The following is a 15,393-nucleotide window of genomic DNA, read 5'->3' on the forward strand; positions in this document are numbered from 1 at the left end:
TTGTGCGTTCATTGCATGAAACAAGTAAAATGCTGCGCATAAAAAAGTTAGATATATTTATATTAAAGAGCTTTTGTCTGCTCTTTATGGGCACTTTCTTCATCTGCCTGTTCATCTTCATGATGCAATTTCTGTGGAAATATGTAGACGAAATGGTGGGAAAGGGATTGGAGATGAATGTTCTTGCTCAGTTTTTCTTCTATTCGGCGCTGACGCTGGTACCGGCTTCATTGCCTTTGGCTATCTTGTTGGCGGCCCTCATTACTTTTGGAAATTTTGGAGAACGCTTTGAGTTGCTTGCTATGAAAGCGGCAGGTATTTCTTTGTTGAAAATTATGCGTCCGCTGATATTCTTCATATCTCTTATCTGTTGTGTTTCCTTTTATTTCCAAAATGTCATTGGTCCTAAAGCACAGACTAAGTTGTGGACGCTGCTGGTTTCCATGAAGCAGAAATCACCTGAAGTGGATATCCCTGAAGGAGTATTCTATGACGAGATAGATGGTTATAACCTGTATGTCAAGCATAAGAATCGGGAGACGGGTATGTTGTATGATGTGCTGATTTATAATTTTGAAAAAGGGTTTGAGAATGCACAAATAATTAAATCGGATTCCGGCAGGTTGGAAATGACGGCAGATAAGCAGCACCTTTATTTGCATCTTTATAGCGGTGAGCAGTTTGAGAACCTGAAGTCGCAAAATATGAACCAAAAAAACGTGCCTTACCGCCGGGAAACTTTCGTCGAGAAGCATGCGATTATAGAGTTCAATTCGGATTTTAATATGGTGGATGCCGGATTTATGAGTAATCAGTCCAGTAGCAAGGATATGAGTATGTTGCAGGCAGATATTGACTCTATGAAAGTTCAGAATGACAGTATCGGGCGGACTTACTATAAGGAAGCAATGGCAAGTACTTATAAAGCCACTGTTAATACATTGAGTAAAGACGATACGCTAAAGATAGAATCGGCTCATTTAGGCAGTTACAATGTAGACAGTCTGTTCAATGTGGCTACTTTGATGCAGAAACAGAAAATAATGTCTACGGCTGTCAGTCGTGCAGAGAGCGCTGCAAGTGATTGGAGCTTCAAAAGCTTCAATATCTCACAGACTGAGACCAGCTTGAGACGGCATATGACTTCCTGGCATGAGAAACTGACGCTCTCGTTGGCCTGCCTTATCTTCTTTTTTATCGGTGCGCCATTGGGGGGTATCATTCGTAAAGGTGGGTTGGGCATGCCTGTGGTGGTGTCCGTACTTATTTTTATAATCTACTACATTATTAATAATACGGGCTATAAAATGGCTCGTGATGGTAAATGGATTGTGTGGATGGGTATGTGGACCAGTACTGCTATATTGGCACCGTTGGGAGCCTTTCTTACTTATAAATCCAATAATGATTCGGTAGTATTGAATGCTGATGCTTATATCAACTGGTTCAAGAAAATAGCGGGTATCCGTAGCGTCCGTCATCTTTTCCGAAAGGAAGTGATTATTCACGATCCGGATTACGCTCGTTTGCCGGGAGAGCTCCAGCAGTTGTCGGCCGACTGTCGCGCATATGCTGAAAAGAAATCTTTGATGCGTGCACCTAATTACTTCAGTTTGTGGATGAATTATACTCCTCATGACGAGGAGGTAGTGGTACTTAATGAACGGATGGAGGCATTGATAGATGAAATGTCCAATACAAGGTCTATACCGTTACTGACAGCACTGAACAATTATCCAATCATAGCCGTTCATGCCCATGTGCGGCCTTTCCGTAATTATTGGCTGAATATGCTGTGTGGAGTGATAGTTCCTGTCGGTTTGTTTTTCTATTTCCGTATTTGGGCATTCCGTATCCGGTTGGGTAATGATATGGAACGGATTATCCGTACAAACGGGGAGATACAGAATATAATAAAAGTCGATCTGAATAAATAATAAAAAGTAAACATATGGAAACAGTAAAGTTGAATACAATAGAAGAGGCTATTGAAGATTTTAAAGCCGGTAATTTTGTGATTGTAGTCGATGATGAAGATCGTGAAAACGAGGGAGATTTGATTATTGCTGCCGAACAGATCACGCCGGAAAAGGTAAACTTCATGCTGAAACATGCACGTGGTGTGCTGTGCGCTCCTATTACGGTGTCTCGTTGCAAGGAACTGGATCTGCCCCATCAGGTGTCTGATAATACTTCTGTATTGGGTACTCCTTTTACGGTAACTATTGATAAGTTGGAAGGTTGCACAACCGGTGTCTCTGCTGCCGATCGTGCTGCGACAATCCAGGCGTTGGCCGATCCTGCTTCAACTCCTGCTACTTTCGGTCGTCCCGGACATATTAATCCGCTGTATGCTCAGGAGAAAGGTGTGTTGCGTCGTGCAGGTCACACAGAAGCCACAATTGATATGTGCCGTTTGTCCGGTTTCTATCCGGCTGGTGCGCTCATGGAAATTATGAATGAAGACGGTACAATGGCACGTCTGCCGGAATTGCGTAAAATGGCTGATGAGTTTAATTTGAAACTGATTTCCATTCGCGACATGATAGCTTATCGCTTGCGACAGGAATCTATCGTGGAGAAGGGAGTAGAGGTGGATATGCCGACAGAACATGGACATTTTCGTCTCATTCCTTTCCGCCAAAAGTCCAATGGTTTGGAGCATGTAGCTTTGTTCAAGGGAACTTGGGAACCTGATGAACCCGTATTGGTACGTGTACACTCTTCTTGTGCAACAGGAGATATTTTTGGCTCTATGCGTTGTGATTGCGGAGAACAGCTTCATAAGGCTATGGAGCTGATTGAGAAGGCTGGTAAAGGAGCTATTGTGTACCTCAATCAGGAAGGTCGCGGTATCGGATTAATGGAAAAGATGAGAGCTTATAAGCTTCAAGAAGATGGCATGGATACAGTGGACGCCAATATCTGCCTCGGACATTTGGCGGATGAACGTGACTATGGAGTAGGTGCTCAAATACTGCGTGAACTAGGTGTGCATAAGATGCGTTTGCTCACAAATAATCCAGTGAAACGTGTCGGTTTGGAGGCTTATGGCTTGGAGATTGTAGAGAATGTGCCGGTTGAAACAACTCCTAACCGATATAACGAGCGTTACTTACGTACAAAGAAAGAACGTATGGGGCATATTCTTCATTTTAATAAGTAACTGACTTTTTGTTTTATTATATCAGAGAAAATCGCTTATTTTGCAATCAGATTTGCATAACAACCATTAAATAGAAACAAAATGAACCAATTATCAGATCGTTTGAACAGCTTGTCGCCTTCTGCGACGTTGGCTATGTCTCAAAAGAGTGCAGAGCTGAAAGCTCAAGGCATAGATGTAATTAACTTGAGTGTCGGAGAACCGGATTTTAATACTCCCGACCATATTAAAGAGGCTGCGAAAAAGGCGATAGACGATAACTTCTCTCGCTATTCTCCAGTTCCGGGCTATCCGGCTTTGCGCAATGCTATTGTGGAGAAATTAAAAAAAGAGAACGGTCTGGAATATACTGCTGCACAAATCTCTTGCGCCAATGGAGCTAAACAGTCAGTTTGCAATGCAATCTTGGTACTGGTAAATCCGGGCGATGAGGTGATTGTGCCTGCGCCTTATTGGGTTAGCTACCCTGAAATGGTGAAGTTGGCAGAAGGTAAACCGGTGATTGTTACAGCAGGCATTGAACAGGATTTCAAGATAACGCCTGCGCAATTGGAAGCTGCCATTACGCCGAAAACCAAAGCACTGATACTTTGCTCTCCTTCCAATCCTACCGGTTCTGTATATAGTAAAGAAGAATTAGCCGGACTGGTTGCCGTATTGGCTAAGTATCCTCAGGTAGTTGTTATAGCTGATGAAATTTACGAACATATCAACTATATCGGTAAACACCAAAGTATTGCACAATTCCCGGAAATGAAAGACCGTACAGTAATTGTGAATGGCGTTTCCAAGGCATATGCCATGACAGGTTGGCGTATCGGTTTCATTGCCGGTCCTGAATGGCTTGTAAAGGCTTGTAACAAATTGCAGGGGCAGTATACTTCAGGTCCATGTTCGGTTTCTCAGAAAGCTGCTGAAGCTGCTTATACAGGAACGCAGACTCCGGTGGAGGAGATGCGTAAAGCGTTTGAGCGTCGTCGAGACCTCATTGTGAAGTTGGCTAAGGAAGTTCCGGGATTTGAGGTAAACGTGCCGGAAGGTGCTTTCTACTTATTTCCCAAATGCAGTTCGTTCTTTGGAAAGTCTGCGGGAGAACGTAAGATTGATAATTCTGATGATTTGGCTATGTACCTGCTGGAGGTAGCTCATGTAGCTTGTGTGGGTGGTACTTCGTTCGGTGCTCCTGAGTGCATTCGTATGAGTTATGCTACGAGTGATGAGAATATTGTCGAGGCGATTCGCCGTATCAAAGAAGCATTGTCGCAGCTTGCATGATCCGTAATGAGTGAGATATTAAATAAAAAGGCTCGGTTTCATTGAAACCGAGCCTTTCTTTTTCTTAGGATTGTATTATTCTCCCGGATGAATTGCTTCAGAAGGGCAAACATCTGCACAAGTACCACATTCTGTACAAGTTTCAGGATCGATAGAATAGATATCGCCTTCAGAGATAGCGCCTACCGGACACTCGTCGATACAAGTTCCGCAAGCAATACAATCGTCACTAATTACGTAAGCCATTTTCTTTAATTTTTTAATTATTAGTACTAATTGGTTCGGCAAAAATAGCTGTTTTCTTCAACACTTGCTATCAATCTTGATTAAAAACATTTAATTTGTATGCAGTCTAAATAACGATAAACGTAATAGGCATAAAATCAGTCGGTAAGCAGCTGATGCGTGGATTTTGTAATTAGAATTGCTTCTTGTTTATGACTAAGGATGTATAGGACGTTTTTGTTAATCTACTTTGTGGGATAAGTAAAATATATTGCGGAGCCCCCTTCATTCGGTTCCTCTATACGGAAAGTGCCGTTGAAATGTTCAAAGAACAGGTGGCAGGTTTTTTGCAATATAAATTGCTTTTGTGAAGAAAAAGTAGGATCGGCAAGTGGGCTGTTTGCTATCTGGCAACTTATGTTCTGAGCTTCCGTATTGTAAGCCAGCTTCATTTTTACGTCTCTTCTCTTTTTACATTCAATGGGGTAGAGAAGCATGTTAGAGACCATTTGTGTGAAACGGTTGATGTCTGTATGGATAGTTGCATCTCCTGCATCTGTCTCTAATTCCAAGTGTATGCTTCCTTCGCTACGCATCTGTATTAGGCATGCCAGTTCGCTACACCACTCTTGTACATTGCAATCCTGCAATTGGAATTTCATCATGTTGGCTTCCAAGCGTGAGAGGTCGAGCACATTATTTACGAGTTGAATTAATTCTGCCGCGTTATTTTGGATGATGCCGGAATATTCTCTTTTTTCCTCTTCGCTCAGCCCTGTGTCGTCGGTTATGAGTTGCGAGAACCCCACTACATTATTGAGAGGAATACGTATGTTATAACTCATATTTGCCAGAAAACGGCTTTTTATTTCATTTGCTTCTTCAGCGATGGCAGTTAACCTTTTCATTTCTTTTTCATCTTTTTGCAGATGCTTCCGAATCCGGTATATATGGATATTGAAAAGCAGCAGTGCTATAATGATGATGATGGAGACCGTTAGGCAGATATAATGGAACATGCTGCGTCTCTGCTCTTTTTGCAGTATGAGTTTATCTATATTATACGAAGCGAGTATTTCCTCCATTTGTGAAGTGGTGAGCAGGTTGTATAGAGAGTCTTTGGCCTTGAGACTTTTTTTATAGAATGAGAGTGCTTCATCCGGCTTTCCCGCGTTTACCAATGAATCGGCTTGTCGGATACCGTAGATTATGTCATGCTCTATTTCCACCAGTTGCTTATGCGATAAGGAAGGCGAGCCCTTCCTATCTGTGTTGATGGATTGTACGGATAGAGGCAGAGCGAGGAGGGTTAATATAATAAGCAATTGTTTCATATCTTGTTTCCCTTTCTGCCTTTGGCGGTATGTGGCTGTCGGATAGGGTGGGTGAAACAGAATCTTGATCCGTTTGTGTAGTTGGGATCGATCCATATTTTACCCCCGATATGTTCAATGATAAGTTGGCAGATGGAAAGCCCCAGTCCGCTTCCTTGTGCATTTTCGTTTAGCTTTTCGAAACGCTGAAAGATAGTGGCCTGTTTCTCTTTGGGAATACCGCATCCGGTGTCTGTTACGGAAAAAAGTAATTCTTCTTTCGAACCTTTCTTTACCTCCAGAATGATACTGCCTTGCGGTGTAAATTTGGTTGCATTAATCAACAGATTTATCAGGACTTGTTGCAGGCGTGAGTCGTCTGTTTCTATTTCCATGCTTTCCTGTTCTGTAATGAAGTGAATTTCGGCTTGGGTCTGTTTCACTTTACTGACGGTGTCGGTTACATTCCTGCATATGCCGACGACATCATGCTTCGCGATGCTGAACTGTATCTTGCCGAATTCAAGGCTTGATAAATCTATCACATCATTGATGAGCTTCAATAATAGTTCGGAGTTTTGCAGGATTACATCATTGCATTGGCGGCGTGTTTCGTTGTCCAATCCTTCTTCTGTCAGCAGCGAGGAGAAACCGGAGAGTGCATTTAACGGGGTGCGTATTTCATGACTCATATTCGAGAGGAATATGCTCTTGGCGGATGTCGCATTTTCTGCGTTGGTGCGCAGACGTTCCAGGTTTTGGGTGGATAGGGTTATCTTTTGTTGCTGTTTCTTGAGTCTGAAAGCTATAATAGTGAACATGAGCAGTAGCATGATACTTCCTGCCAGCATGCTGGTGATAAGCCTGTTGTGTTCTTCCTTATTGGCAATCTCCATTTGGTCCACCTGATATTTGGCACGTAGGGTGTTGATTTGTCGGGTATAACCTTCGGTAGTAAGCGTGTCGACGGTAGGGTATAGCTCCTGATATAACCGACAGGCTTCCATTGATTTTCCTTGTATCTTATATAGGTATATAGTTTCCAGAGTTATCCATCGGTAGTATGTGGAACGTTTATTGACTGAATATTCCTGTCTCAATTCTTCGTACAGCTGCATGGCTTTGTCCCAATAAGATGCATCCCAGTTGCCCATTGCCCGATAGTAGGCAGCAGCGGTGTATTTCAAGTGGAAATAGTAGAATTTCTCAGGATGCAACCGGTAAATGGAGTCCATGCTTTTCAGGTGTCCGGCCGCTTCTTTAAGATAGGAACGTGAAAGGTGGCCATGCGAAATGGCGTAGTTGGCTTCTTCAATGGTAGCGAAAAAGGTGGTGGCGTAATCCGGCTTTTTCCCAAGAGTGTTTTTGATCTCGTCCAATACTTTTTTGGCGTCTTTCAGTTGCCCTTTACGTTGTAAGGTGTTGGACTGCTTCAGCAGTAGTTGTATGTGGTAGGGGTGGTGCGGAGATATAAGATGCAGCTCTTTCAAAGCGTCCTGATAGGATTCCAGCGCTTTGTCGCATTGGTTGGCTATGGTATAGGCATCTCCGATAGCTTGGTTCGCGACCACCATTCCAAAATCATATTCCATTTCTTTGGCTTCTTCGTACATCAGTCGTGCACGATCTATGGCAAGGCTGATATCTCCCCGCAATGTGTAAGCATTGGCAAGCTGGAGTTGTAGTAGAAAATAAGTTGTTTTGTCTTGTTTGTTTTTCCTGATGTCAGGTAAAATGCTTTCGCTCCAACAGATGACGCTGTCCACCGGTATTTCCTCATTATAGAGAATCTTTTTCTGAACAAAAAACTTCAGTGTATCCAATCTGTTCGGATTGGTTGCCGCAAATATTGAAGTGGCGTATGATATACATACGCTCCACAACGTAATTAATATGGCAGCATTCTTGTTCACCGTTTGTTTTGTTTGTCTATTATTGGCAAAAATAAACATTAAACATGATATAAAAAATAAAATATAATGATTTTATTTTCAATATGTTCGTGGATAAACGGTAAATCTTATCTTTTTTATTTCGGGAAAGTTTAGTAAAGCTCCAATCCGAATTCGTTTTTCAGTTGCAGCAGAGCGTCATTCTTTTGTACCATCATTTGGAATTTTTCAACTCGGCCGTATGCATGAACCTTCTCTGTGGGGGCACTGATGCGTACTGTCATGGTTACCTTGCGGTTTTTTAGGCGTGCGCGTAGATATTCTTGCAGATGGGGGATCATTGCGGTGAATTCTTTCGAGACGATTTCGTTATCTACAACAGCCTCAAAAGTGGTATCATTCAGCAGCGTGACGCGCATGTTCTGCATGCGTTTGGCTATGGCAACTTGTTCTTTTGGCATGCGTCCGGCATATTCCTGCCAGTAGTAGTTCACATCTCTTTCATTGAAGATGTAGTCTTCTTCCGGTTGTGCCGCCTGCTGTGCGGTAGTAGTGGTGGTACTTTTTGTTTCTTCTTCTTCTGCTGCTGCTTTCGGGCGTTTGATAGATACGCCAAGTCCCGACATTTTCATAACCGGAACTTTCTTCTCCTCTTTTCCTTGTGCCAGCAGTATGGCGGTGGGAGTGGTGTGGGGAACAGAGTTTGTTGTTGTGGGAGCGGTATTCGTAACGGGTGTGGTTGCCGGAGCGGTCTGTGGCTTGATGCTGGCTTGCGGCCGGGGTGCAACAGGGGCGGCCTGTGATTGCTGTGCAGGGGCAGGCTGTGTAAATATGGGTTTTATGGCTTGCTTAGGGCTATGCCCACTGGCAGCGTCGTCCCCCTCGGCGGTGATTTGGGCTACTTGTATTAGGGTCAGCTCCACCAGCAGCCGTTTGTTCTTGCTGGCGCGATAGTTCAAGTCGCAATCGTTGCACAGTTTCATGGCGCGATAGAGAAAAGGCAACGGACATTTCTGAGCTTGCTCCTGGTAGCGTTGACGAATACTTGCGCCTACTTCAAGCAGGGGCAGGGTAGCGGGGTCTTTGCTCACCAGCAGGTCGCGGAAGTGTGAAGAAAGGCCGGTGATAAAATGGCTGCCGTCAAATCCTTTGTTCAATACGTCGTTCAGCAGTAACAGAGCGTCGCAGACTTTGTTCTCAAGAAAGTGGTCGGTCAGCCTGAAGTAGTACTCGTAATCCAGAACGTTCAGGTTTTCGATTACGCTTTGGTAAGTGATATTCCCTCCGGTAAAGCTCACTACCTGGTCGAATATGGATAAAGCGTCGCGCATACCGCCGTCTGCTTTCAGGGCAATGATGTTCAAGGCTTCCGGCTCGGCGGTGATTCCTTCTTTGGAGGCTACGTAGGCGAGGTGGGCTACTGTGTCTTCTACGCTAATGCGGTTGAAGTCGTATATTTGGCAGCGTGACAGGATTGTCGGCAATATTTTATGCTTCTCGGTGGTGGCAAGGATGAATATGGCATGGCGTGGCGGTTCTTCCAATGTTTTCAGGAAGGCGTTGAATGCAGAAGCTGATAGCATGTGCACCTCGTCGATGATGTATACTTTATATTTGCCTATTTGGGGCGGAATACGTACCTGCTCCACCAATTGGCGGATGTCGTCCACCGAGTTATTGGATGCGGCATCCAGCTCATGAATATTGTATGAGCGTTGTTCGTTGAAAGCGGTGCATGATTCACATTGGTTGCATGCTTCTCCTTCTGCCGTAGGGCTCATGCAGTTGATGGTTTTTGCAAAGATGCGTGCACAGGTGGTTTTTCCAACGCCGCGCGGACCGCAGAAAAGATAGGCATGCGCCAGTTTGTTTGTGGCGATAGCATTCTTCAAGGTGGTGGTCAGGGCGTGTTGTCCCACTACTGACTCAAAGGTTGAGGGGCGGTATTTTCGTGCCGATACGATATAATTTTCCATATTCAGGGTATTCTTATCACTTATATAGAATGCAAAGACGGTACATCTTATCTTTGCTTTTGTGCAAATGTACGCAAAAAAAAGAAATTTTTCAGTTATTCGTCTTATCTTTGTGCTCAAAGAAACAATAACTGAATTACATGGATAAACTTGCGTCCCTTTGGTTGTTTGTCCGCAGACGTAAATATCTGATAACGTTTGTGCTATTTGTCGTGCTTGTTGGCTTTTTAGATGAAAACAGCATTGTGCGCCGTCTTGCTTATTATCGTGAGGAGACGCGTTTGCGTGGGGAAATAGACAAGTATCGTACAGAGTATGAGGAGAATACCCGTCGTCTGAATGAACTTGCGGTCGATTCCGGTGCGATTGAGCAGATAGCTCGCGAAAAGTATCTGATGAAGAAGCCCAATGAGGATATTTATGTATTTCAAGAAGATGTAGAAGAATGAAACAACTGATACCTGCCCTTTTCGCAGTAGGAGCTGTGATGCTCCTGATAGGTGCGGCCGTCTATGTTACCGGCTGGCCGCTTTCGCCTTATATATATACGATAGGTGCGACGTTTGTTGCTTTGGCACAGGTCAACTCGCCCTCAAAGTATAAGACTCCCACTATCAAGCGTCTGCGTCGCCAGCAGATATTTGGAGCATTGCTACTTGTGCTTACCGGAGCTTTCATGTTTTTCACGCATGGCAACGAATGGATCGTTTCATTGACGATTGCTGCTATTCTTGAACTTTATACGTCGGTGCGTATTCCACAGGAAGAGGCTAAGGAGCAATGATTGTAGGTGCTTCTTTCGGGAGTTGTATCATTTTCTGGGATAAATACGCGACCTTTTTTATGCATAAAAAAAGGCTATCTCTCCCAGACAGCCAATCTTTTTGTTAACCTTAAATCTAATACTATGAAAAACACATTGCAAAGGTAGTCTCTTTCCTGTTATTTCCAAATTTTCCCTTCTATTCTGCTGTTTTTATAACATGGTTTAGTTGAATGTCATCTCTGTTAACATTTAACATAATGTTTTCTTGTTTTTAACCGATGATGCGTCAACTTCCGAGCCATAACCTCCACTATCACGAGGGCTGTATCGCTTCCGATGCACCTGACTTGCTGCTCGAAGTCCTTCTCTATGTGCATAAGTCTTGGCAGGGGGATTGTCATAGTGAGACTCCGTTATGATTCCGGATCCCTCCGTATAATCATGTGAGAAACTACACTTTTCCGTCCTTAATCCATTGCTTGGTAGATGTTTACACTGTCATAACTGTAGATATTTACTTTTCTTGCATAACTTCCATCCGATATCTTTGCGCAAGCGTTGCGGATAAAGGTAGCGAAGGGCTTTGTGCAGTGTGTATAAATTTAAGTGACTGGCAAAGATAATGAATTCAGAGAATCATGCATCGTCGTGCCGGTGCAAAACGGATGGTCTGTTTACTTCAAACACATCATCCGTTTGCCCCGAACGCATCATCTGTTTCCTTCAAACGCATCATCCGTTTTCCTCAAACGTATTATCCTTTTGTTTTTTCCCTTTTTTATGCTCCTTCCCCTGCTTTTTCTCTTTCTTTCCGCGCCTCTTCCTTTCTTTTTTCGGTTGCCCGGTAGATATACGGTAGTATATCTTATCTTCTTATTATTTATATTGTGTCCGTTTGTTGGTTGTAGGGGTGGTTGTTGGGCCTGTTCAAGTTGCTGATAACAAGCGTAATAGGGTGGCTATTTGGGTGTCCGTTTTGTGGTTGTAATGACTAAACCGCTGTTATGTGGCTTTTTACAGGTAATGTCCGGCTTGAAACCGCCCGTTTTTCCTCTCCATGCACGCCGACATGCGCTTTCCCCCCATATACACCTGCCCCCCCCGTCTTACCCGTCCGTCCTTACGCCCGCCCATTCGCCCGCCCGTACGTGCGTGTGTATATATATTGTGTGTCTTCCTTCCCCCTTTGTTTTCCTTTAAAAAATCATGTTCTGCAACCTGTTTGTCAATCAGTCATTTATGAAAAAGTTTTGATATTTCCGGTAAAAAAGGCTTTGTATATTTGGTGCGTATTCCCAAATCCGCTACTTTTGCATCCGCTTTCGAGAACGAGGGCGGCGATAGTTTGACATTCTGACAGAAACGGAGTAGGAACCCTTTCCTTTTTTCTTGTTATTTGGTGCTGTTTGTTTCATGAATACCGCCTTTAAAAAGGAAAATGAAAAAAAACTTCAGATTTATTTGGAGTATATGAAATAAAGTTCTTACCTTTGCACCCGCTTTCAAAATGAGAGCAGCGTTGTTTGACAATCTTTTTGAAACCCGGGCGGTAACGACAGTTCTTTTTCTTTGTTCTTCCTTTCGCAAGAGAGATGATTTGAAGAAAGAAAAAAAATAAAAAAAAACTTCCGAAAATATTTGGAAGATATGAAATAAAGTCCTTACCTTTGCATCCGCTTTTGAAAAGAAAAGCAATCGTAAAACAAGCGATCTTTGAACAGATTTACATAAACAATACAAGTAGTACAAGAGCAGGTACATTCTTAATTTTTTAAGATATGTATCTGGGTAAAAAAAGAACCGTCAATACTTATTAATATATAGGTAATTGAAAAGCTTTTTTAAATTCGAGCGTCCTGAACAGAGCAAGAACCACTCCTATGGAGTGATTAACAATACTTTTACAATGAAGAGTTTGATCCTGGCTCAGGATGAACGCTAGCTACAGGCTTAACACATGCAAGTCGAGGGGCAGCATGATTGAAGCTTGCTTCAATCGATGGCGACCGGCGCACGGGTGAGTAACACGTATCCAACCTGCCGATAACTCGGGGATAGCCTTTCGAAAGAAAGATTAATACCCGATAGTATAGTTTTTCCGCATGGTTTCACTATTAAAGAATTTCGGTTATCGATGGGGATGCGTTCCATTAGATAGTTGGCGGGGTAACGGCCCCAAGTCAACGATGGATAGGGGTTCTGAGAGGAAGGTCCCCCACATTGGAACTGAGACACGGTCCAAACTCCTACGGGAGGCAGCAGTGAGGAATATTGGTCAATGGACGAGAGTCTGAACCAGCCAAGTAGCGTGAAGGATGACTGCCCTATGGGTTGTAAACTTCTTTTATACGGGAATAAAGTGGAGTATGCATACTCCTTTGTATGTACCGTATGAATAAGGATCGGCTAACTCGTGCCAGCAGCCGCGGTAATACGGAGGATCCGAGCGTTATCCGGATTTATTGGGTTTAAAGGGAGCGTAGGCGGGTGCTTAAGTCAGTTGTGAAAGTTTGCGGCTCAACCGTAAAATTGCAGTTGATACTGGGCGCCTTGAGTGCAGCATAGGTAGGCGGAATTCGTGGTGTAGCGGTGAAATGCTTAGATATCACGAAGAACTCCGATTGCGAAGGCAGCTTACTGGACTGTAACTGACGCTGATGCTCGAAAGTGTGGGTATCAAACAGGATTAGATACCCTGGTAGTCCACACAGTAAACGATGAATACTCGCTGTTGGCGATACACAGTCAGCGGCCAAGCGAAAGCATTAAGTATTCCACCTGGGGAGTACGCCGGCAACGGTGAAACTCAAAGGAATTGACGGGGGCCCGCACAAGCGGAGGAACATGTGGTTTAATTCGATGATACGCGAGGAACCTTACCCGGGCTTAAATTGCAGCGGAATGTAGTGGAAACATTACAGCCTTCGGGCCGCTGTGAAGGTGCTGCATGGTTGTCGTCAGCTCGTGCGTGAGGTGTCGGCTTAAGTGCCATAACGAGCGCAACCCTTATCTATAGTTACTATCAGGTCATGCTGAGGACTCTATGGAGACTGCCGTCGTAAGATGTGAGGAAGGTGGGGATGACGTCAAATCAGCACGGCCCTTACGTCCGGGGCTACACACGTGTTACAATGGGGGGTACAGAAGGCAGCTACCTGGCGACAGGATGCTAATCCCGAAAACCTCTCTCAGTTCGGATTGGAGTCTGCAACCCGACTCCATGAAGCTGGATTCGCTAGTAATCGCGCATCAGCCACGGCGCGGTGAATACGTTCCCGGGCCTTGTACACACCGCCCGTCAAGCCATGAAAGCCGGGGGTACCTGAAGTACGTAACCGCAAGGAGCGTCCTAGGGTAAAACTGGTGATTGGGGCTAAGTCGTAACAAGGTAGCCGTACCGGAAGGTGCGGCTGGAACACCTCCTTTCTGGAGCGACGCTCTTACGAATAAAGAAGCTGGTTCTTGAAGTTTGCTTCCATAAGAACCTCTTGTACTGCGAAGATTGTTTATTAATATAAAGAGAAAGTAGAAGCCGAGCCTTAGGGTGAGGGTTTGACTGACAGTCCTATAGCTCAGTTGGTTAGAGCGCTACACTGATAATGTAGAGGTCGGCAGTTCAACTCTGCCTGGGACTACTTCGGAAACGAAGGGGATTAGCTCAGCTGGCTAGAGCACCTGCTTTGCACGCAGGGGGTCAACGGTTCGAATCCGTTATTCTCCACTCTTGTCATATTAACGGTGGCGTTGTCACTTAACAGCTGACAGTTCATTGTTAATCCCTGATAAAACGATCTTTGACATGATGTAACGTAAAAAAGTAAAGTTAAAGCTGAAAGTATATATCGACCATACGTTGTCGGTAAGACTAAAAGTAAGCAAGGGCGCATGGCGGATGCCTTGGCTCTCGGAGGCGATGAAGGACGTGATAAGCTGCGATAAGCTTCGGGTAGGTGCAAATAACCTTTGATCCGGAGATTTCCGAATGGGACAACCCGGTTGGTTGAAGACCAATCATTCTGCATAGCAGAAGGCTAACGCAGGGAACTGAAACATCTTAGTACCTGCAGGAAAAGAAAATAAATAATGATTCCCCTAGTAGTGGCGAGCGAACGGGGACCAGCCCAAACCACCTATGTTACGGCATATGTGGGGTTGTAGGACCACGATGTGGCATGAAAGTTGGTGAGCAGAATGTTCTGGAAAGTACAGCCATAGAGCATGATAGCTGCGTATGCGAAGCCAACCCAAGCCTAGTGGTATCCTGAGTAGCGCGGAGCACGAGGAATTCTGCGTGAATCTGCCGGGACCATCCGGTAAGGCTAAATACTCCCGAGAGACCGATAGTGAACCAGTACTGTGAAGGAAAGGTGAAAAGCACTTCGAACAGAAGAGTGAAATAGTTCCTGAAACCATGCGCCTACAAGCGGTCGGAGCTCGCAAGAGTGACGGCGTGCCTTTTGCATAATGAACCTACGAGTTACTTTTTCCGGCAAGGTTAAGGATCTTGAGATCTGCAGCCGAAGCGAAAGCGAGTCTTAACAGGGCGTATAGTCGGAAGGAGTAGACGCGAAACCAAGTGATCTACCCTTGAGCAGGTTGAAGGATGGGTAACACCATCTGGAGGACCGAACCAATAAGCGTTGAAAAGCTTCTGGATGACTTGAGGGTGGGGGTGAAAGGCTAATCAAACTTGGAGATAGCTCGTACTCCCCGAAATGCATTTAGGTGCAGCCTTGACTTATACTGACATGAGGTAGAGCGACTGATAAGATGCGAGGGC

The 15,393-nt window shown here is 44.4% G+C and carries 9 protein-coding genes, 2 tRNA genes and 2 rRNA genes (1 of these 13 only partly in view); 9 read left to right on the plus strand and 4 right to left on the minus strand.

Going from position 1 to position 15,393, the window contains the following annotated elements:
• Positions 1–29 precede the first annotated feature (29 nt).
• The 3 genes from NQ546_RS04825 to NQ546_RS04835 all read left to right on the plus strand — a co-directional run bounded on the left by NQ546_RS04825 (position 30) and on the right by NQ546_RS04835 (position 4,441).
• A complete protein-coding gene (locus NQ546_RS04825) occupies positions 30–1,937 on the plus strand; it encodes an LptF/LptG family permease (protein WP_039953516.1) in 1,908 nt (635 codons plus the stop codon).
• 14 nt (positions 1,938–1,951) lie between these two features.
• Positions 1,952–3,166 (plus strand): bifunctional 3,4-dihydroxy-2-butanone-4-phosphate synthase/GTP cyclohydrolase II, encoded by a 1,215-nt coding sequence (locus NQ546_RS04830; protein WP_004292358.1) that lies wholly within the window; start codon positions 1,952–1,954, stop codon positions 3,164–3,166.
• 81 nt (positions 3,167–3,247) lie between these two features.
• A complete protein-coding gene (locus NQ546_RS04835) occupies positions 3,248–4,441 on the plus strand; it encodes a pyridoxal phosphate-dependent aminotransferase (RefSeq protein ID WP_004295091.1) in 1,194 nt (397 codons plus the stop codon).
• Positions 4,442–4,516: 75 nt separating this feature from the next.
• On the opposite strand, the gene NQ546_RS04840 is transcribed toward NQ546_RS04835, so the two are convergent.
• The 4 genes from NQ546_RS04840 to NQ546_RS04855 form a co-directional block, all read right to left on the minus strand.
• The gene (locus tag NQ546_RS04840) at positions 4,517–4,687 is read right to left on the minus strand and encodes a DUF362 domain-containing protein (protein WP_004292360.1); all 171 of its coding nucleotides are present in this window, start codon (positions 4,685–4,687) and stop codon (positions 4,517–4,519) included.
• A gap of 224 nt (positions 4,688–4,911) precedes the next feature.
• Positions 4,912–6,000, minus strand: a complete 1,089-nt coding sequence (locus NQ546_RS04845) for a sensor histidine kinase (protein WP_004292361.1) — start codon at positions 5,998–6,000, stop codon at positions 4,912–4,914.
• Positions 5,997–7,931 carry a tetratricopeptide repeat-containing sensor histidine kinase gene (locus tag NQ546_RS04850; RefSeq protein WP_004292362.1) on the minus strand — a complete coding sequence of 645 codons (1,935 nt, stop codon included), beginning with the start codon at positions 7,929–7,931 and terminating at the stop codon, positions 5,997–5,999. The genes NQ546_RS04845 and NQ546_RS04850 overlap by 4 nt, the downstream gene beginning before the upstream one ends.
• A 92-nt stretch (positions 7,932–8,023) precedes the next feature.
• Positions 8,024–9,847 (minus strand): DNA polymerase III subunit gamma/tau, encoded by a 1,824-nt coding sequence (locus tag NQ546_RS04855; protein ID WP_004292363.1) that lies wholly within the window; start codon positions 9,845–9,847, stop codon positions 8,024–8,026.
• Positions 9,848–9,987: 140 nt separating this feature from the next.
• Between NQ546_RS04855 and NQ546_RS04860 the strand changes: the two genes are divergently transcribed.
• The 6 genes from NQ546_RS04860 to NQ546_RS04885 form a co-directional block, all read left to right on the plus strand.
• On the plus strand, positions 9,988–10,296 hold the full coding sequence (locus NQ546_RS04860; protein WP_004292364.1) for an FtsB family cell division protein: 309 nt from the start codon (positions 9,988–9,990) through the stop codon (positions 10,294–10,296).
• Entirely contained in the window at positions 10,293–10,631 is a 339-nt protein-coding gene (locus NQ546_RS04865; protein WP_004292365.1) for a hypothetical protein, read from the plus strand. The genes NQ546_RS04860 and NQ546_RS04865 overlap by 4 nt, the downstream gene beginning before the upstream one ends.
• 1,885 nt (positions 10,632–12,516) lie before the next feature.
• Positions 12,517–14,039: ribosomal RNA gene (locus tag NQ546_RS04870) — 16S ribosomal RNA — on the plus strand.
• A gap of 135 nt (positions 14,040–14,174) precedes the next feature.
• Positions 14,175–14,248 (plus strand) — tRNA-Ile (locus NQ546_RS04875).
• A gap of 13 nt (positions 14,249–14,261) precedes the next feature.
• A tRNA-Ala gene (locus tag NQ546_RS04880) sits at positions 14,262–14,334 on the plus strand.
• Between the two features lie 144 nt (positions 14,335–14,478).
• Positions 14,479–15,393, plus strand: a 23S ribosomal RNA gene (locus NQ546_RS04885); it runs 1,965 nt beyond the window's last position.
• Together the 16S and 23S rRNA genes with 2 tRNA genes alongside form the textbook arrangement of a ribosomal RNA operon.

This window comes from Bacteroides eggerthii, from assembly GCF_025146565.1.
Lineage (GTDB): Bacteria > Bacteroidota > Bacteroidia > Bacteroidales > Bacteroidaceae > Bacteroides > Bacteroides eggerthii.